Annotated in this window: 22 protein-coding genes; 9 read left to right on the forward strand and 13 right to left on the reverse strand. The window is 44.6% G+C overall.

The features are described from left to right. The first annotated feature begins 128 nt into the window (after positions 1-128). From QR721_RS11470 to QR721_RS11480, 3 genes are all read left to right on the forward strand, one after another. The gene (locus tag QR721_RS11470; RefSeq protein ID WP_348027076.1) at positions 129-554 is read left to right on the forward strand and encodes a cell wall hydrolase; all 426 of its coding nucleotides are present in this window, start codon (positions 129-131) and stop codon (positions 552-554) included. A gap of 78 nt (positions 555-632) precedes the next feature. Then, positions 633-1,169, forward strand: coding sequence for a spore coat protein GerQ (gerQ, locus tag QR721_RS11475; RefSeq protein WP_348027078.1), 537 nt, complete (start codon positions 633-635; stop codon positions 1,167-1,169). Between the two features lie 66 nt (positions 1,170-1,235). After that, positions 1,236-1,487 carry a hypothetical protein gene (locus QR721_RS11480; RefSeq protein WP_348027080.1) on the forward strand — a complete coding sequence of 84 codons (252 nt, stop codon included), beginning with the start codon at positions 1,236-1,238 and terminating at the stop codon, positions 1,485-1,487. Between the two features lie 13 nt (positions 1,488-1,500). Here the strand turns inward: QR721_RS11480 and QR721_RS11485 are convergent, their stop codons facing one another. The 7 genes from QR721_RS11485 to coxB all read right to left on the reverse strand — a co-directional run bounded on the left by QR721_RS11485 (position 1,501) and on the right by coxB (position 7,302). Beyond that, positions 1,501-1,866 (reverse strand): DUF423 domain-containing protein, encoded by a 366-nt coding sequence (locus QR721_RS11485; RefSeq protein WP_348027084.1) that lies wholly within the window; start codon positions 1,864-1,866, stop codon positions 1,501-1,503. Positions 1,867-1,883: 17 nt separating this feature from the next. Continuing rightward, entirely contained in the window at positions 1,884-2,126 is a 243-nt protein-coding gene (locus QR721_RS11490; RefSeq protein ID WP_348027086.1) for a DUF5327 family protein, read from the reverse strand. Between the two features lie 124 nt (positions 2,127-2,250). Further along, the gene (locus QR721_RS11495; RefSeq protein ID WP_348027088.1) at positions 2,251-2,400 is read right to left on the reverse strand and encodes a hypothetical protein; all 150 of its coding nucleotides are present in this window, start codon (positions 2,398-2,400) and stop codon (positions 2,251-2,253) included. A 126-nt stretch (positions 2,401-2,526) separates the two neighbouring features. After that, positions 2,527-4,083: an FMN-binding glutamate synthase family protein gene (locus tag QR721_RS11500; protein WP_348027090.1), complete on the reverse strand. Its 1,557-nt coding sequence runs from the start codon at positions 4,081-4,083 to the stop codon at positions 2,527-2,529. A 13-nt stretch (positions 4,084-4,096) separates the two neighbouring features. Next, positions 4,097-4,669 carry a cytochrome c oxidase subunit 3 gene (locus QR721_RS11505; protein WP_348027092.1) on the reverse strand — a complete coding sequence of 191 codons (573 nt, stop codon included), beginning with the start codon at positions 4,667-4,669 and terminating at the stop codon, positions 4,097-4,099. Then, positions 4,662-6,569, reverse strand: coding sequence for a cytochrome c oxidase subunit I (locus QR721_RS11510; protein WP_348027094.1), 1,908 nt, complete (start codon positions 6,567-6,569; stop codon positions 4,662-4,664). The genes QR721_RS11505 and QR721_RS11510 overlap by 8 nt, the downstream gene beginning before the upstream one ends. A gap of 19 nt (positions 6,570-6,588) precedes the next feature. Then, complete coding sequence (coxB, locus tag QR721_RS11515) at positions 6,589-7,302, reverse strand: cytochrome c oxidase subunit II (RefSeq protein WP_348027096.1); 714 nt, start codon at positions 7,300-7,302, stop codon at positions 6,589-6,591. Positions 7,303-7,489: 187 nt separating this feature from the next. Between coxB and QR721_RS11520 the strand changes: the two genes are divergently transcribed. Beyond that, positions 7,490-8,836, forward strand: coding sequence for a YjiH family protein (locus QR721_RS11520; RefSeq protein ID WP_348027098.1), 1,347 nt, complete (start codon positions 7,490-7,492; stop codon positions 8,834-8,836). A gap of 168 nt (positions 8,837-9,004) precedes the next feature. Here QR721_RS11520 and QR721_RS11525 read toward each other — a convergent pair whose 3' ends face one another. The 4 genes from QR721_RS11525 to QR721_RS11540 all read right to left on the reverse strand — a co-directional run bounded on the left by QR721_RS11525 (position 9,005) and on the right by QR721_RS11540 (position 12,599). Beyond that, entirely contained in the window at positions 9,005-9,823 is an 819-nt protein-coding gene (locus QR721_RS11525; RefSeq protein ID WP_348027100.1) for a sugar nucleotide-binding protein, read from the reverse strand. 52 nt (positions 9,824-9,875) lie between these two features. After that, positions 9,876-10,889: an acyltransferase family protein gene (locus QR721_RS11530; RefSeq protein WP_348029838.1), complete on the reverse strand. Its 1,014-nt coding sequence runs from the start codon at positions 10,887-10,889 to the stop codon at positions 9,876-9,878. 333 nt (positions 10,890-11,222) lie between these two features. Further along, complete coding sequence (locus tag QR721_RS11535; RefSeq protein WP_348027102.1) at positions 11,223-11,663, reverse strand: OsmC family protein; 441 nt, start codon at positions 11,661-11,663, stop codon at positions 11,223-11,225. Between the two features lie 18 nt (positions 11,664-11,681). After that, complete coding sequence (locus tag QR721_RS11540; RefSeq protein WP_348027104.1) at positions 11,682-12,599, reverse strand: substrate-binding domain-containing protein; 918 nt, start codon at positions 12,597-12,599, stop codon at positions 11,682-11,684. A gap of 111 nt (positions 12,600-12,710) precedes the next feature. Here QR721_RS11540 and modA point away from each other — a divergent pair, with 111 nt between their 5' ends. The 3 genes from modA to QR721_RS11555 are packed head-to-tail and all read left to right on the forward strand — an operon-like array spanning position 12,711 to position 14,860. Continuing rightward, positions 12,711-13,511, forward strand: coding sequence for a molybdate ABC transporter substrate-binding protein (modA, locus tag QR721_RS11545; protein ID WP_348027106.1), 801 nt, complete (start codon positions 12,711-12,713; stop codon positions 13,509-13,511). Between the two features lie 21 nt (positions 13,512-13,532). Then, positions 13,533-14,204, forward strand: coding sequence for a molybdate ABC transporter permease subunit (modB, locus tag QR721_RS11550; protein ID WP_348029839.1), 672 nt, complete (start codon positions 13,533-13,535; stop codon positions 14,202-14,204). An 11-nt stretch (positions 14,205-14,215) separates the two neighbouring features. Next, positions 14,216-14,860 carry a sulfate/molybdate ABC transporter ATP-binding protein gene (locus QR721_RS11555; RefSeq protein ID WP_348027108.1) on the forward strand — a complete coding sequence of 215 codons (645 nt, stop codon included), beginning with the start codon at positions 14,216-14,218 and terminating at the stop codon, positions 14,858-14,860. Positions 14,861-14,995: 135 nt separating this feature from the next. Here QR721_RS11555 and QR721_RS11560 read toward each other — a convergent pair whose 3' ends face one another. Then, positions 14,996-17,812: a S8 family peptidase gene (locus QR721_RS11560; RefSeq protein WP_348027110.1), complete on the reverse strand. Its 2,817-nt coding sequence runs from the start codon at positions 17,810-17,812 to the stop codon at positions 14,996-14,998. 280 nt (positions 17,813-18,092) lie between these two features. Between QR721_RS11560 and QR721_RS11565 the strand changes: the two genes are divergently transcribed. Together QR721_RS11565 and QR721_RS11570 are read left to right on the forward strand one after the other, a co-directional pair. Next, a complete protein-coding gene (locus tag QR721_RS11565; RefSeq protein WP_348027112.1) occupies positions 18,093-18,557 on the forward strand; it encodes a hypothetical protein in 465 nt (154 codons plus the stop codon). Next, complete coding sequence (locus tag QR721_RS11570; RefSeq protein ID WP_348027114.1) at positions 18,545-18,835, forward strand: DUF2653 family protein; 291 nt, start codon at positions 18,545-18,547, stop codon at positions 18,833-18,835. The genes QR721_RS11565 and QR721_RS11570 overlap by 13 nt, the downstream gene beginning before the upstream one ends. A gap of 50 nt (positions 18,836-18,885) precedes the next feature. Here QR721_RS11570 and QR721_RS11575 read toward each other — a convergent pair whose 3' ends face one another. Further along, on the reverse strand, positions 18,886-19,221 hold the full coding sequence (locus QR721_RS11575) for a DUF3899 domain-containing protein (protein ID WP_348027116.1): 336 nt from the start codon (positions 19,219-19,221) through the stop codon (positions 18,886-18,888). Positions 19,222-19,264: the final 43 nt, after the last annotated feature.

A 19,264-nucleotide genomic window follows, 5' to 3' on the forward strand; every position in this document is an offset into this window, starting at 1 on the left:
CAATAAACCAACCAGCTCGTCCCCCTGCCACCAACTCGCACCAACTCCCCACTTTACTGTTCCATCCTTACTTTCACCAGCATAGGCTGTTTGGAGACTGATATTTTCAGAAGAAACGAGGGGTTTTGATGGCGGTCATCAAATATACGGATAAAGGCATTTCTACGCTCGCCCGGCTGCTCCGTGCTGAGGCTGAGGGTGAAGGTAATCTCGGAATGCTGATGGTCGGTAATGTTGGAGTAAACCGGATTTTGTCCAACTGTCTCGACTTCAAAGGCTTGCGCACGATTGACCAGATGGTATTCCAAAGTCCGGGCGGGTTCGAGGCTACACAGAAGGGCTACTTTTATCAAAGAGCTCGTGAAAGTGAGAAAAAGCTAGCGAGAAGGGTTGCGAATGGTGCCCGTTTCCATCCAGCAACGAATTCACTTTGGTATTTCCGCCCGGATGCACCAAACTGTCCTGCTCAGTGGTACGGTCAGTGGAATTCCGGAAAATACAAAGCACATTGCTTCTTTAATCCAACTCAAACTGAATGCCCGAACGTTTTCTAATCATATGGAGCGTACGCCCAGCATAGGCTTTTGGGGAACAGTTGAAAATTCGAACTCATCAGGAGGTTTTTAGAAATTATGAGCAACTATAATAATAATCAAACACGGCAACAGAGTCCGTCCTTCGTACCGCCTTTTTATTCTCAAGGTGTTCCAGGACAGCAGCCTGGAGCCGGATCTCCTCAGTTCCAGCAGCAAATGCCGGGCGGATATCCTTACACATATCAACAGCCAACAGCTTCACCTTTCCAAATGTCGCCTGGACCTGGAATGCAGTCTCAGCCGGGAAGCAATGTACCTGGAATGCTTCCAATTGAACAGTCCTATGTGGAGAACATTCTGCGCCTGAATCGCGACAAGCTAGTCAAAGCGTACATGACATTCGAGAACAGTCCGAATCAGCAAGTGTTCCAAGGAACGATTGAAGCTGCGGGCCGTGATCATCTTATTTTGAAAAACCCAGAAACGAACGAACGCTATTTGCTTCTCATGGTTTATCTCGATTATGTAATTTTCCCTGAACGTGTCAACTACGAGTATCCTTTTGGCGCGCAGACTGCCGGTCTGTTATCTACAACTGCGCCACGCGCATCCGGTACTGCTCCAACTCGATAGACGACAGAAAAAGGCATGGTCGAATTTTCTGACCATGCCCATTTTTTATAAGGGTTGTGATTCTATTTGATGCATCAATTCGCCAAACTAAAAAGAATGGAATTGATCACCCTCGCTGCCGCTGCTTTCCTGCTCCTCGTTGCTTTCTTGAAAAAATCCTTCCTGTTCGGGACATTCACTATTTGGCTCGTTGCGGCAAGTATCCTCATTGAAGGTCTATGCGCCGCCCACACAGGAAGAAAGCAGGACGCACTCAAAAACTGGGTCTGCAGCGGAATATTGCTTTTGCTTTCCATATTGATGCTAATTAGCCGATAATGTCACTCATTCACTAGATCTTCATAACTGCAATCGCTAGCAGCACCCAGCCGATAAGGAAGGAAACGCCTCCGAACGGTGTGATGATTGCAAAGAATTTAACAGAAGTCACAGCATATACATATAGACTTCCAGAAAACAGAATGATTCCAATAAGAAAAGCCCATCCTGCTGCAGTCATGCTCGCAAACTGATATTTCATCATAAGAAGGCCTGTTGCAAGCAGTGCCGTTGCATGGAACATTTCATATGTAACGGCTTTTTCCCAAATTTTAATCATTTTTTCACTGATCTTGCCTTCAAGTCCGTGTGCACCAAATGCACCGAGGGCTACAGCAAGAAACCCATTAATAATGCCAAGTAGCAAAAATAATTTCATCTTATATCTCCATCCTCTCAGAAATCCAAAAGCGAACCGCCAGTATCTTTAGAAGGCATAATACCACTCGGTTCAGATCGTTGAATGTTATGCATCTCAGCCTCCACTTGCTTCTGGTCACCTTGATCATCAAGCAACAGTTCACATAGCAATTGGATCCGGCTGGCGTGCTTCTGAATATCCTCCGGCTTTCCCGCTTTGCGGGCCTCTGTAATTTCTTGTATCATTTTATCCAGGATTTTATCTGTCGAAACGCTCATTACAGCTCACTCCTTAGAATCAGAGTATACCATGTTTACAACTTGTCTTAAAAAGAATTGAGAACTGCAAAAAACCCGGAAACCGTTTTCCGGGCGCATGTATGTACAAAGCATATTCACTTGTTCAATCCGTTTTGTCAGTAAGACGCTCTGTCTTCTCGAGTTCGTGGCGTTCGTACATCCATTGTAAGAAATTGACTTCACATTCAGCAAGTTCTCTCCCTAGCTGATGCTTCGTTTCACTGAAAAAAATTTCCATTTGGCTTTGTCCCACTCCTCCATGCCCCCGCACCTGTCATATAAAAGTAACTTTTTTCCTATTGTAATCGCTTTCAATTACAAATGCAACTGTTTAACGGAATTTTTACAATTAAAAGGAAGTGCACTTTTCGTGCCCTTCCTACCGGTGCTGAACAACATCTTTGAAATGTTGCTTATAAACGATATGTTCACGGGAAAATTCCCGAGGTGACTTCAGCCCTGCAACTGCTGCCAGTTCAAAGATACCTTCCCGCATCGCCACGACATAATTAGCCACGCGGTACTTTTTCTCTTCAATCGCCAGCGCCTGCTGCAGCTTCGGATCGGTTGTCGTGACACCAGTTGGACAGCGGTTCGTATGGCAAACTTCAGCCATAATGCAGCCAACACTCAACATGAAGCCCCGGGCGATGTTAATCATGTCCGCCCCAAGAGCAAGCGCCATCGCTGCCCGATCCGGGGTAAGCAGCTTGCCTGACGCAATAATGTGAGTCCGCTCCCGAAGACCGTACTTCTTCAGCAGATCATCCAGCAAAGGCAATGCTGAGAAAGCCGGCAACCCGACTGATTCCGCCAACTCATAATAAGTTGCCCCGGAGCCGCCTTCACCGCCATCTATCGTAATAAAATCAGGTACAATGTTCATTTCCTTCATCTTAGCGACATATTGTTCAGCTTGTTTTTCATCACCGATGACAATCTTTGTACCGACCGGCTTTCCGCCGAGCTCACGCATCTTTTCAACGAAATGAAGCAAACCTTCAATATCGGAAAATTCATGGAAACGGTTCGGACTGTCAACAGTTTGCCCTACTTTAATATTGCGGATTTCAGCAATTTCCTTCGTTACTTTGCTGCCATCAACATGTCCGCCGCGTTGCTTCGCTCCCTGGGCAAGCTTCAGCTCAAACGCCTTCACCTGCTCAATGCGGCTTTTTTTAACAAAAGCATCCCAGTCCATTTTTCCGTCTTCGGTGCGGACACCGAACAGACCGGAACTGATCTGCATGATAATATCAACTTCGCCTTTCTGATGATACGGTGACAAACTTCCCTCACCTGTATTCATCCATGTTCCCCCTGCCATTCCAAGCCCTTTGGAAAGCGCTGTAACCGCATGGTCACCAAGAGAACCAAAGCTCATCGCAGACTGTCCAATCATTCCTTTTACCTTGAATGGCTGCCGAACCGTGTCTTTTCCTAGAATAATTGCATCCTCATCTGGATACAGAAACGGATCAAGTTCCGTATCATGACGCTTCTCTTTTCTACTAAATAGTCCTTCATCCTCAATACGGTATAACTTCGTCTTCACCTTTGGTTCCTGCTCGATGCGCACTTCTTCACGCTGTGACGGGAACATGCTGTTAACAAGATAATAACCACCTTGTTCGAAATCCCGCTCCGAACCGTAGCCGATCATCCGGTTATTATATTTCGCAGCTTTATATACGAATTCGAATTGGCGCCGGCTGAACGGCTTACCTTCATTATCATTGTTGAACAAATATTGCCTAAGCTCAGGACCCATCTTTTCGACAATATAACGAGCCTTTCCAAGCACTGGATAATTTCGGAGAATTGTATGCTGTTCCTGTTTGCGATCATGGAAATAGATTCTAAACAAAACAGCCAATGGTATCCCAATTATAATAATCCCGAAGACAACGAGCACAATTGTCAATCCAAGTTCCATCAAACCCCTCCTGTCAGATTAAAAAACGCAGGTAGACAACGAGAATGATAACTACCCACATTACATCAACGAAATGCCAGTAATAACTGAAGATCTTCAATTTCTCATGATAGAGATGTTTCTGGATATTACGCATCCAGTTAGTGAAGAGCGCCGCCATCCAGCCAAGGCCAAAAGCGACATGGGCTGCATGGAGACCGACGAGCACAAAATATGAAGCCATGAAATTGTTCGCACTCACGCCGTTTCCTTCAGAAACATATTTATAGAACTCTTTGACTTCGAGACCGAGAAAAATTGCGGCAAACAGGAACGTTATGCCAAGACCGATGAGAAATCCGAGCTTTTTCCCCTTACTCAGAAAACGCTCGGCGCCAATAAGTGTGAAGCTGGAAGAAAGGAGAAAGAATGAAGATAGGATCAGACTTTTCGCTTCAAACAGCTCACCCGGCTGCGGTCCATGTGGTGATGGGGTGAAAATAATATAGTTTGTGAACAGTGTAGCGAACATGATTGCCTCAACACCGAGGTACATGCCGAAGCCAATCTTTTTATCCTTAAGCAATGCGCCTTCATACTCACTCATGGATTTTTTCTCCTTTCTCCATCTTGATTCTTTCATCTGACACATTACGGATGAACATGATCGCAAACACACCCGCACCACTTAGAACAGCGAGCCAGAACCAGTGATACACCATTCCGAAGCTTAGGCTGATCATCAGGATACCTGTCAGGAATGGCAGAATCGTCTGCGGTGACGGTGGCATCGGCCGCACATCATCAGTCGTAATCATTGCGTGGCCGGATTTCTTAGCGAACCAATAAGGGTCCGACGTATGCACAACAGGCATCGGTTCGAATGTATTTTCAGGTGACGGCGACGCTTGCGTCCATTCCAAAGTCCTTCCGTCCCATGGATCGTTGCCGGCAATAGGTTTGAAACGGAACGTCTTGTACAGATTCCAGAAGAAGAACAGCATGCTGATGCCCATAAGAAAGGCACCGACCGTACTCGTGAAGTTGAGAGCAGTTAATCCTTCACCTGCATAATAAACGTAAGCACGTCGCTGCATTCCGTTCAATCCTGTCAAATGCATCGGCAGGAATGTCATATGGAAACCGAAAAGGAAAAGCCAAAAATGCCATTTCCCTAGTTTTTCATCAAGCAGATAGCCTGTAATTTTCGGGAACCAATAATAAATTCCTGCAAAAATCCCGAGAATCGTAGAGCTGATAATGACATAGTGGAAATGCGCCACAACAAAATGCGTATCATGATACTGGAAATCCGCTGCAGATACGGAAAGCATGACACCTGTCACACCGCCCATAACGAAGGACGGTATGAAACCGAGCGCGAACAGCATCGGTGTCGTGAAACGGATAATGCCACCTCGCATCGTGAATAGCCAATTAAACACTTTAACCCCTGTCGGAATGGCAATCATCATTGTCGTTATTGCAAAGAATGTATTCGCCATCGCCCCAAGACCGACTGTGAACATATGATGTGCCCAAACCATAAGGCCAAGGAAGCCAATTAAAGCGAGCGAAACAACCATTGCCGGATAACCAAAGATACGTTTCTTGGAAAATGTCGTAATAATATCTGAGAAAATCCCGAACGCTGGAAGTGCCAATATATACACTTCCGGATGGCCAAATATCCAGAATAGATGCTGCCAGTAAACCGGATCTCCCTCATCTCCCGAGAAGAACGCCGCCCCGAACTGCCGCTCGAACATCATGAGATAGAGAGCAATTGCAAGCACCGTGAAAGCGATCAGAATGAGCCAGGAAGTAAATAGTGCCGCCCAAGGAAAAAGGGGCATCCGCGTCAATTTCATGCCCGGAGCCCGATGGCGTAATATCGTTACAATTAAATTAATAGCAGTAAGAATCGTACCGAGCCCGGATACTTGGACGCCGAACACATAGAAATTTGTATTCGGTCCTGGCGTATATTCTGTTGATAGCGGTGCATAGCCTGTCCAACCGACAGACGGTGCCTGGTTGAAGAAGAATGACAGATTGAAGAACACGCCCCCAGCGAAGAAAAGCCAGAAACCGATCGCATTCAAATATGGAAATGCCAAATCACGAGCACCAATTTGCAGAGGTACAGCAACGTTCATCAATCCAAGCAGCATCGGCATCGCCGCGAAGAAGATCATGATCGTTCCATGGGTCGTGAACACTTCATTGTATTTCTCTCCCTGAATGAGCCAGAAATGATTATTTGGCAAAGCAAGCTGCGAGCGCATGAGCAAAGCATCAATCCCCGCACGCAGGAAAAAAACAAAACCGAACAGCAAATAGAGCGTACCGATTTTCCGATGATTCGTCGTTCTCATGTAATCCCAAATTAAAGGGAGTTTTCTTCGTTTAAGCACATATATTGTAATGATGGCACCAACGACAAAAGTAAAAATCCAAGCAGCAATGACATCTGACGGCATAAAGCCGACGATTGGCAATTTCATCCGTTAAAAACCTCCCCTTCTACTTCTCTTTTATATATTTTTCATACTCTTTCTTTGGGATGACTTTTACCGTAAAACGCATTTTCGCATGTTCGACTCCACAAAATTCAGCACATTTACCCTCGTACTCACCTGGTTTTGCATTTTTAACTTCATATATAAGCTTTGTATGCGGCATGACATCGCTCTTACCGGCAATTTCGGGAATCCAGAAAGAATGGATGACATCTTTTGAATGCAGATGAAAATAGACTTTCGTATTGGCAGGCATGACGAGAACCCCTGTCTCTTTCTTGCCGCCTTTATGCTCGAACGTCCATATGAATCTTTCACCAGTCACTTTAATATGAGTCCCTTTACTGTGCGGATCGACATGCGACTTCGTTTTATCTGCACTTGTCACCGGTGATTGGCCATATGTAATTGAAATCGTCGGAATGGCAAGCGCCACAAGCAGCAGAATCGGTCCCACTGTCCAGATCGTTTCATACAGCTTGTTCTCTGTAATATCCGTTGGCAAATTCGGGTTGTTCTTTTGCTTCGACTCCCGATATTTCCAAACGAAGCGTCCCCAGAGAATGAATACAATGACCAGCACAAAAAGCATGATTGCGAGAGACAGCCAAATGAGGAAAGCCTGGTCCTTGCCCGTATCACTCTGCGGATTCAATACTCTGATGTGGCTGCAGCCAGTCAGAAAAATAAAAAAGACTGCAATTATCCACTTTTTCACTTGAAAACCTCCCTTTAAAACAGATTCCTAATAACTAGTTTCCGTCTCACTCTATGTCTAAACTTGCGGTCGGTGTTTTGGATACTGGGAATTACTGCAAGAGGGCAAATTCTTTTCAAAAAAGGGATGCATATTCATTCAGTCCAATGTATAATAATGAAGTTACAAATAGTCAGGAGGCAATCCTATGAAGAACTCATACACAATTACCGATCATCTTAAATTCATCATTCCATCGATTATCGGTGTTTTCCTATTTATGATTCCGATTAAAGTTGGAGGCGAATTTACAATACCGATCGCCATCCTTTCCAATTGGCTTGGTAATCTGCTTACCAATTATCTTTCGCTGATCATGATGCTCATCATCTGTATAACAGCTCTGTTCACATTGATTGCAATGATTTTTGGCCGGGAAATATACGACAAGACACCGTTTTTCAAAAATCTTTTCGGAGTAACACCGTTTTGGACGATTACCCGTCTGCTTGCAGCAATTTTTGCTGTCATGACTTATTTCAAAGTCGGACCTGAAGCTGTCTGGGGTGAAGATACAGGGCAAGTCCTGCTCGGTTCGCTGCTTCATACACTGTTCACTGTATTCCTATTCGCCGGCCTCTTCCTTCCATTGCTCATGAACTTCGGACTCATGGAAATGTTCGGTACACTTATGTCAAAAGTGATGCGCCCTCTCTTCAAACTGCCTGGGCGTTCTTCCATCGACTGCCTCGCTTCTTGGATCGGCGACGGTACGATCGGTGTCCTGCTTACAAGCAAGCAATATGAAGATGGCTATTATACGAAACAGGAAGCAGCTGTCATCGGTACGACATTCTCTGTCGTTTCCATTACGTTCACACTCGTTGTGCTAAAGACAGTCCACCTTGGCAATATGTTCGTTCCTTTCTATCTGACTGTTCTGCTCGCAGGCGTTATCGCTGCACTCATCATGCCCCGCATACCGCCGCTTTCACTTAAGGCGAAAACATATGTAAATGGTTCCGATGAACAACTTGATGAGTCAGCTCCAGAAGGCACTCACATTATTAAACACGGCTACGACATGGCAATCGCCAGAAGCCGTAAAGAAAAGAGCATCTACCAATTCCTGAAGTCTGGTGGCGAAAATGTCCTCGATATGTGGATGGGTGTTTCTACAGTCGTTATGGCATTCGGTACAATCGCTTTGGTTATTGCTACGTACACACCTTTCTTCAAATGGGTCGGCATGCCTTTCATCCCATTGCTTGAACTGCTGCAGATTCCAGAAGCGGCACATGCTTCACAAACGATCATTATCGGATTTGCCGATATGTTCTTGCCGTCTGTACTTGCAGAATCGATTCATTCAGAAATGACTCGCTTCGTAGTCGCTGCCCTTTCAGTTACACAGCTTATTTACATGTCAGAAGTAGGCGGACTCTTGCTCGGCTCGAAGATTCCAGTCAACTTCAAAGACCTTGTCCTGATTTTCCTGATCAGAACAGTAATTACATTGCTCGTCATCGTCGGAGTTGCACATTTGCTCTTCTAATATGACGCCGAAAAAACCTTCCATTCTGCTCACCGCAGCGTGGAAGGTTTTTTATTGATCGCCTGATTTGAGTAACATGCTGAATTCCGCGGAAAAGCAGTAGTAACGAGATGCCATAGAGCAGAATAACCGCATAAAACAATAGAATCTCTAGACCGCAAGAATCCCTCAGCGCATCTGCTGACTCGTAATCATGCGGAGCCGATCTGTCAGCAAGGCTGTGTTTTGCGGCAAGTTCATTTGCAGTTTGCGCTCTTCTTTTTTGACAAGCGCTTCATCATATCCTGCCTGTTTCGCCTGCTTCCTCATAAATTCATAGAAACTTTCCTGTTTAGCAGGACCGACATGATAAACGCCAGTCCGATCGTTCAGCGCCATTTCAGCAACAATCTTAGACAGGTCTTCAATATGAACAAAGGTCCGAATCAGATCATCCCGGTAATGAGCGGGCATTCCTTGCGCTACGGTCTGTTCCAGATTTTCCGTATGGGCATCCAGCTTGTCGCGCGCATTTTTTCCATAAACAGGTCCGGAACGCAGAATGACAAAGTTAGTCAGTTCCTTTTCTATAAAACGCTCGGACTTGATTTTTGCGTTGGCATATTTGCTCATACCATGATCATCTGCCATAGTCTGAAGCACATCGGTTTCTGAATAAGGTCCTCTCCCCCGGGCAAACACATAATCCGAAGAAAGGTAGACGAGTTTCGTTGACGGTGTCATGTGACTGATCAAATGAAGCAAACCTTCATCGCTCAACCGTTGTTCTTCAGCTCCAGCCATCAGCGCCCAAATAATGACATTGGGCTGGATTTCCTTATAAACCTGAGAGAAGTTCTCCGGATCATTCACATCAAGCTTAACCATGTTCTCTTTCGTTTCCTCATTCAAGTCCACACCGATTACTTGCAGCTTCTCTTCTTTTCGAAGAGCTTCATATATTGATGCACCAACATAACCTCCAGAGCCAAAAACAACAGCCTTCATTTTACTAAGCACCTGCCTTCCTATGATGGAAACCTGGCTAATTTCAATCTGATCAGGATACTTGCGAGCGTTTGCCCGTATTTCCTCTTATGAAACTCCAGAACGAATTCCAGCGCCCTTCGATGAATGGCTGCCAAAGCTTAAGCACAGGCTTGCTGGAAAGCACAAGTACAATCACCGCTGCCACAATGGCAAGTTCCGTTGCATCAATGATATTGTCAATAGAGAACAAATCTTGCTTGCGGAATGTCTGAATAAAGAAGCCGTGAAGCAGATAAACGTACAACGTCCTTGCCCCAAGCACTGTAAGTTTGAAGTGGCGTGACGGAATCCATGCAAGCACACTCGAGGCCATCACAACAGCTGTCACATAAACAAGACCGCGTGTGATTACGCCCATGAACGGAGATTCCAGCATGGAATATGGCTTCGATGCGAGCAGCCAACCGCTATCCAAATCTGGCATCCAATGAATAAACAATGCTACAGCTATCATGATGACAAGACCAGCGCCTTTAATAATAGGCTTCTTCAGCTGTTGTAATTGCTCAGTCCGCACCCAGAATCCTGCTAGGAAGAACGGGAAAAATACAAACGTTCTAGACAGGCTGAACAGCGAGCCGACTTCAGGAACATAACCGATCGCAAGACCAATCAATACTGCAAGCGCCAGTCCATATCTTGGACCAATTTTCTTGAACAAAATTAGCATGAGATGCCAGCTGAATAGACTGAACAGGAACCAGAGCGCCCATTGCGGATCAAACACACTGTTCATCCAGTTCTCTTTTCCAATTAAGAAATAAAACACCGTATACAGCGCCTGAAAAACAAGATACGGAAGCAGCAATTTTTTAGCCAGGTTGTATATATATGACTTATTCCCTGCTCCTTTTGCAAAAAAACCGGAGAGGAAAATAAACGCCGGCATGTGAAACGTATAGATCCATATGTACATTGTATGCAAGACACTCGAATCCTTTGTCGATGGCTGGATCAGATGGCCGAACACGACAAGGAAAATCAACAAAAGTTTCGCGTTATCAAAGAAAGCATTCCGTCCCATAGACAAAGCAGGTCACCCTTTTTATTCATTCTGAAGTCAGACTCAAAGCCCGTATTATATAGCAAACATACCCGAATTCACACAGGATAAGCACGCAATATACGAAACGTAATCAGATTGTGATATAGCTGAAAAAAGCCCGTAAGATTGTTGGAAAGGGAAGGCAAATGCGGTAAATTGCACTCGGGGAATGATGGAAAAGGGGTTTGCGCGTGATTCTAACTGTTGCACACAATTTCAACGTTCGCAAAAGTGTTACTCTTCCCATACCAAATGTCTTCCTTAACTCCAACAAAAAAAGCGCACTGTAAACACAGCACACTTTCCTTCCTTCTATTCCAATGTTGCTTCCAACCCAATCTCCACATTCCCTTGAATGGCGCGGGAAATCATGCAGCTCGTTTCCGCTTTTTCAGTAAGCCGTTTTAACAGGCTGCGGTCTTTATCACTCGCCTCCGCTTTCAGAGCGACATATGGCTTATGAGTGATTTTTCGGTAAGTGAGCACACCTCTTTCTTCCTCAACAATCGCTTCAGATTCCATAGACATCCGTTCGAGCGGAAGATTTGCCCTTTCAATCATCGCTGCCAGAGTAATGATGTAACAAGTTGCCGCAGCACCTAGAAGCATTTCATCCGGATTCGTCCCGATTCCAGGACCATTCATTTCCGGCGGGATGGACACTTTTGTCTGCAGATTGCCTACACTGATGAAGCCTTCGCTGTTTCGTCCCCCTGGCCATTCTGCTTTCAAATGAAAATGATGTTCTGCCATTCCAATTCCCCCTAAAAATTATTGCTCGTACAGGACTTCACCCATTCCTGTAGTATCATAGCCAACTGAAGCAAGCTCTTCCTGCAAGTCAACCGAACGAAGCAAATCTTTCACATGCTGTATGAGTTTCTCAGTATGCTGATTTTTTAAAAGTACGATATCATATTGCTCCGTAATCATTGGGACAAAATCAACATTCGCACTTCCAGCAACACGTGAAATCCCGACGCCCGCATTAGCACGTCCTGCTGCCACAGCACCTGCAACTGCAAGATGACTCGTATAGATTGAATCATAACCCGCAACAGAGTCCTTGCCAATCCCGTTCAGCCTAAGTTGTTCATCAAGCAACACTCGCGCACCCGCTCCCGGCTCACGATTTGCAATCGTAATGCCAGGCTTCGCAAGGTCCGGCCATTCACTTATATTTTCCGGATTTCCTTTCTGAACATAGATCCCAGCTTCCCGCTTGATGAAATGCAGCACGACAAAAGATTGGCTGACGAGCAGTTTCCGAATATACGGTATATTATACGTCTTTGTATCGCCGTCAAACAGATGCGTGCTCACAATATCTGCTTCACCGCGGTACATGGAGACGAGACCGTCAAGGCTGCCGCTTTGAGAACGGAGCGGCTGACCTGCCCCTTTTCCTTCAAGCTCCCGTGCAAGCAAATCCATGCACGGATCCTGACCGCTAATAATAATCCTACCGGCAGTCGCAGACACTTCATTTTCAATAACTTCGACCGGCTTGAGATTACTTCCTCTTCCTCGCTGTTTATATGCTTCAAGCGCCGTCCGCTCAATCCGCATCTGCCGGCCAACACGATATGCCTCAAGTTCATCCTTTTTAATAAGGTCATAAACTGTCAGCTTAGACACTTTGAGAAGACGCGCCACTTCCTCAACGGTATAGATTTCTTCTTCTAGCAAAAGAAACACTCCATTTTCATATCCGGTTTTCATTTGTATTGATAGGATATATTTAGTTATAATCTATTATAATTAGATATAATTCATTTTAAAAGAAAGGTGTTATGCTTTATGAAAAAAAGCTCCCTTCTAGTTATTTCCCTATTGCTGACAGTAATGCTCGCAGCTTGTGGAACTACAAATGACAGCAAGAAAGAGGATAAATCATCAAACAAAAACAATTCAAAGCCGGAACTGACTATTTCAGCTGCCGTGAGCCTGACAGATGCACTGGAAGAAATGAAAAAAGACTTCGAGAAAGTTCATGACGTCAAAGTGAAATTCAATCTTGGCAGCTCGGGAACACTCGCCCAGCAAATCCAGCAAGGCGCACCTGCCGATGTCTTTATTTCTGCCAACCAAGATTGGATGGACAAGCTGGAGCTGAGTGGCGACATAAAGAAAGGTACACGGTCTGATGTTACAGGGAACAGGATCGTTCTTATTACTAAAAAAGACGGGGAATCAAAGGTAAAGAAAATCAAAGACCTTACAGCAAAAAATGCCGGACAGATTGCAATCGGCAATCCTGAAAGTGTTCCTGCTGGAGCATACACGGAAGACACGCTTAAGCATTTGAAAAAATGGGACAAGCTGAAGAACCACTTCATCATGGCAAAGGACGTACGCCAAGTACTCACTTATACAGAAACGGGAAATGCCGACCTTGGATTCGTATACGCAAGTGATGCTGCAACTTCTAATAAAGTTAAAATCATCGATACAGCGGACAAATCATGGCACGAACCGATCATCTATCCTGGAGCTGTTACAACAGATTCAAAATATGAAATACCAGCAAAGGAATTCCTCGACTATATGAAATCGAGCAAAGGACAGGAAATTCTTAAAAAATACGGATTCGAGAAGTAAGCAGGTATTCTAATGGAACAAATGGACTTCTCACCATTTTGGCTTTCAATTAAAACGGCGGCAATTGCGACCTTATTCGTTTTCGTCGCTGGCACATTCTTGGCGCGGCTCATCAGCCGGCGCCAGTTTTTCGGCAAAAGCGTCTTAGAAGCGGTCATCCTGCTGCCACTCGTCCTGCCGCCAACCGTTGTCGGCTTTGGTCTGCTTTATATATTCGGTAAAAATGGCTTCATTGGCAAGCCCCTCATCAAGTATTTCGATTTCCAGATTGTTTTCTCCTGGTGGGGTGTACTGATTGCAGCAATCGTTGTCGCGTTTCCTTTAATGTACCAAAGTGCTTCAGCTGCCTTCCAACAGTACGACCCGAACTTGGAAAACGCCGCTCGCACAATGGGCGCTTCCGGCTGGCGGATTTTCTGGACAATCAGCTTCCCGCTCGCATGGCCTGGACTTTTATCTGGGCTCGTCCTCACCTTTGCTCGCGCGCTCGGCGAATTCGGCGCCACACTCATGGTCGCCGGCTATATTAAAGGCGTCACAGACACGATTCCGCTTGCTATTTATTTCTCCGTCGAATCCGGAAACATGGACGCTGCTAAACTTTGGGTACTCGTCATCGTTGCACTCGGATTCTCTGCCATACTCTGGCTGAACTGGTGGAGCCGGCGTAATATGCAGAAGCATACTAGATAGGAGGATGCCTTATGCTCGACATAGCGATCAAAAAGAAACTCTCTCATTTCACACTCGATGTTGCCATTCGGACATCCGCCGATATCATCTCTCTGTTCGGCCCATCTGGTTCTGGCAAAACGACTATCCTAAATTGTCTGGCAGGCCTTGTAAAACCAGATGCTGGTCATATTACATTGAAAGACCGAACCATGTTCCAGCAAGGAAAAACGAACCTTCCTGTCCAGCAGCGCCGCGTCGGCTATCTCTTTCAGGACTATGCACTATTCCCACATATGACCGTATGGAAAAACATCATCTATGGCATGAAAAACGAGGAATTTGCAAAGACACTGATGGAGCAATTGAATATTACCCATCTTGCAAAACAATATCCAAAGGCAATATCCGGCGGTGAAAAGCAACGTGTCGCACTTGCCCGTGCACTCGCTACAGAACCCGATCTCCTCCTTCTCGATGAACCATTTTCCGCATTGGATGAAAAAACACGCGAGCGTGCTTATGAAAAACTGTTGCGTATCCATAAAGAATGGCAAATTCCGATCGTGCTCGTGACCCACCAGCATGATGAAGCGCTAAATCTCGCCAATCGGATCTATTACTTAGATAGTGGAAAAATCATTTCCGAGAAGGTGACCAAGCTTGCGAACGTATAGAACACCCCGACTGGCATTAAGCCAATCAGGGTGTTCTTTTATGCAGTGCATGAAAGTAAAATATAGCGCTGACCCCTTCACTCCGAACAACAAAAAACGCCTCCCCCTATTATTCATAGAGGAAGACGCAAATCATTACTTCGCTTTGGCTACTGTCACTTTCACTTGCTTGCTATTACGTTTTGCAGGATCTACACTCTTCGCATAAAGGACTGTGCCCGCTTTTTGTTTAGCCATTTTCAATTTAAACTGACCTTTGGAATTCACCGCACCTTGAGCAATAACCTTTTTCGACTTGTTCGTCAGTACGACTTTTGTATCAAGTGGAGCTGTTCCTGTTGCATAGCTCGACTTATTCGTCACTTTGTTCACTTTCGGAGAGGCAGGTGCTTTTCCTTTTGCGACGTAAGTTCGAACTGTCGTCTTCACATCTCCAGCAGATACTGTTACATAAAGCTCTGTCTTGTTCGTCTGAGCCGGAATCTTCATCGAGAAGGCCCCTTTAGTATTTACAGTGCCCTTTGCCAAGACTGTTTTACCTTTTTTCACTTCGACCTTGGCACCTTTGACTGCTGTTCCAGTTATGATTCTTCGATTATCAAGCACTGGTTTCAACTTCACATTAAGGTCGACTGCACTGAAAGCATTATATGCATTCAATCTGCCGAAGCCTGCATGCATATCCGAACCCGCCGGAACATCCGGCTTAACTTCCACTAGATTGCCATCTTTGTCCACTTCGTATTCCCCAGAGAATTCTTCCGGCTCTTCTGAAGGAACGAACGTATTCTTTTTCGCTGTCTCTTTCAGTGCTGTACGAACATCAGCAAACTTCAGCTTCGGATTGCGTGAAAGCATGAGGCCGACTGTCGCTGAAACATGAGGAGCCGCCATGGACGTTCCGCTCATATATGTGACATTTCCATTCGGTACAAGGCTTGGAATATTAGAGCCAGGCGCCACAAGATCTAAAGCATTTCCATAGTTGGAGAAGTCTGATACGACGTCAAGTGAGTTCGTACCACCAACAGAAATTGTATACTTGGAAGCAGCTGGGTAGCTCAGTTCAGGTACGTTTTCATTACCGCTCGCCGCGACGATGATAATACCTTTTGAATAGGCATATTTCAATACATATTCCAGCGTTCGGCTGTATTCACCGCCAAGGCTCAAGTTGATTACTTTAGCGCCATGATCTGCCGCATATTTGATACCATAAGCAATCTCTTCTGTATCACCAAATCCTGCTGCATTCAAGACCTTTACAGGCATGATGCGGGCTTTTTGGTTGATACCAGCCATTGAGTAATCATTATTAGCAGCAGCTGCGATGATACCAGCCACATGTGTTCCATGTCCGTAATCATCTGTAGCAGGTTCATTTGGATCTACGAAGTTCTTGCCGATAGACATATCAACAGAGTTCTTCAAATCAGTCAGCGAATTGTCAACACCCGTATCGACAACAGCGATGACCGTTTGTTTCAGATTGCGTTTATTAACTAGGTTCTGCAAGGCTGCATTCCGAATATCTGCGCCATTTGTGCCACCATTTTGTCCTCTGTTCGAGAGTGACCACTGATAAGAATACTGAATGTCCTCAGAATGAACTTGATACTTCTGTGCTTTTTCAACATACTCAACTTCCGGCAGCGCTTCTATCTGCTTTGCAGCTGATGTAGCAGTTGCAGAAACAGCTTTTGCACTCATTCCCTTTGGCAGCTGTTCTTCCAAATCGAATACATACAGGTCCTTCAGCATCGTATCATCTTCATCTACCGGCTCTGCTTTGGAAACGTTATAGCTTTTTACAGAACGTGCTGCAGATATGCTGTCCACAGATTTACCCGGTTTCATCTTAATGAGGAGCTTACCGCCTGTTCCTGATCCACCAGAAAGCTTAACTCCCATCTTCGTCATCGTCGACGCAGCCTGGTCACCGGCCAAGCTCTTGATTCCAGCTTTATTCGCAAGCTTTTGCATTTCTTTATTCAAGATTCCAGGAGATGCGTCTGCAACAAAATTATATAGTTCTTCGATTGCAGCCTGTTCGCTCTTGCTAATAACATAGCTGCTGTCCAAGCCATTATTGTTCAGATCCTTAATAAGTGGCTGTAATGTCATAAGGTTTTTGTATACACGATCTCTTGCATTTGAATCCTTTGCGACCTTCACCATAACAAATGGTGCTGCCTTGTAATAAAGAGCAGACATTTCACGGCCTGCTTGTGATTTGGCTAAAGTACCATCACGGAACTGACGGATTGACTGCAGCAATGCTTTGCCGCCGCTTTTCTTCGCCGCAGCACTCATTTCCACAGGACAACTTGAGAGTTCATCCTCTTTTGCAGGCTGTTTCTTCACATCTTTCACTGAAAGTGTATAAGTTGTTGAAAGGTCCAGTTCTTCTTCAGTGTCGGACGTTACCTCTTCTTGCTCAGTTGTTACTGTATCCTTGTTAGTCTCTGACTCTGCATTAGAATCAGGTGTAGTTTCAGGTGACTTTATTTCTTCAATTTCGGCTTTACCGAAATACTCGACTTTAATATAATAAGGCCCGTCCCATGCATAAGGGAAAGCAACCTCTGCAGGTTTCATTGAATAGTCTGTACCCGCTCTATACTGACCGAATGTCTTCTCTTCAAGAGCATTTTTTTTGCTTGAATAGATTGATATATTCAATAGGTCCTTGCTTTTCAAATTCAGTTCTACATGAGTGAATTTCTTAATATCATTAAGATTCGGTTTGAAGACATACCAGCGTATGCCCGGCTTATCAAATGTAGCTTCAATAGAATCTCCACTCTTGACTTCAGCAGCCTGATTGATGAGTTCAGAATCATTTTCTTCAGCTTTTGCGACTTTACTAGGTGCAAAAGGAAGCATAAGGCCCAAAATAAGGCTGAGTACCATTGTAATTGATAATAATTGAATACGGCCTGTTCTATCCAAAGCTTCTCCTCCATATACATATACTGTTTTTGAAAAATACAACTTTTTCCTATCATAACTGATTAAACATAGTTTACAAGGGTTTTCTTCCAATTCAACAAAAGTTTTCATAATTTTTGGCAATCCACTTTTTTTAGCGTTATTTCAAAGCAGGAATAGCCAATATTCCAACCCATTTTCCAGCGACTTTTACAGCAATTCATTATCTTTTGTAAGCGTTTTGTTTTATAATATTAATAGGCCACTATTTTAAGTGCCATTTAAATGGAGGGAAAACATTTTGAAAAAAATCTTATCTTGCTTGATTGCGCTGACATTCATCTTGTCGCCGATTTCACCGGTTGGCACCATCTTTGTCCAAGATCACGTACAAAAAGTAGAAGCAAGAGGTTATAAATCTGTTAGACGCAGTTACAGTCCGACTCCAAAGCGATACAACCAGCAACCGAAACAAAACAATTCCAATTACAATAAGTCAACGAATAACAATAAATCTACATCAACTGCAACAAACCAAAGACGCGGATTCTTCTCCGGTGGTTTCGCCAAAGGTCTCTTCATCGGTGGCCTAGCTGGTATGCTCTTCGGTGGATTCCTTGGCAACATGGGCGCATTCGGCTCATTCCTCGGATTGCTAATCAATATTATTGCAATTGTGTTCATCATTAACATCGTGCGTAGCATTTTCGCAGCAATGAGAATGAAGAAGCGACACAGAGAGGATGCGAATCATTGGAGAAACTAACGATGGATGAGCAAGACGTAACAAATGCGATTTGTCTTTATGTCGCTGATGAGAAGCATATCGAGCCCCGACATGTGGAAGTTGAACTTGCCTATGACGACCAGCTCGGTTTCTCAGCTGAAGCTTATTATGAACGCGGCAAGATGAGCCTTTCCCATCATCAGATGATCCAGGCAATCCGATTCTGGATTGATGAAACGCTTGATGAGGATCCTTCCTCTGCAGCAATCCGGCTTGAACTCGATGATGTGCAAGGCATTATCGCGAATATACGGTAATAGACAAAAGCCCCGACCTTTTATAGGCCGGGGCTTTTCTATTTTTCTCTTTAATAATAGAAGTAAAGTGCAACAGCCATTGCAAACAGCATGACCAATCCCGTTATAAACGGGTACAAATAACTTTGTGGCATCAATTCAGAGAGCCTTCTTCGTTCCTCCCCTTCCATCTTCCCAAAAAAACTTTGAAAACTATGAAACACGATATCAAAGAATCCCCCTCTAATTACAAATCCGAATAGAGAAATGAGCACAAGCAGGATTCCTGCCATAAATGACACATCTGTATATACCAAAAGGGTCAACCCTTTATAAAAGATGAAGCAAGCAGCTAGAACTGCTGCTTGCGAAATAGCAATCCATAAGACTAGTTTCTTCAATGACAAACGAAGCTCCTCCTGCCTCTTTATTAACTACCATTCATTATAG

This window comes from Aciduricibacillus chroicocephali (genome assembly GCF_030762805.1).
Lineage (GTDB): Bacteria > Bacillota > Bacilli > Bacillales > Amphibacillaceae > Aciduricibacillus > Aciduricibacillus chroicocephali.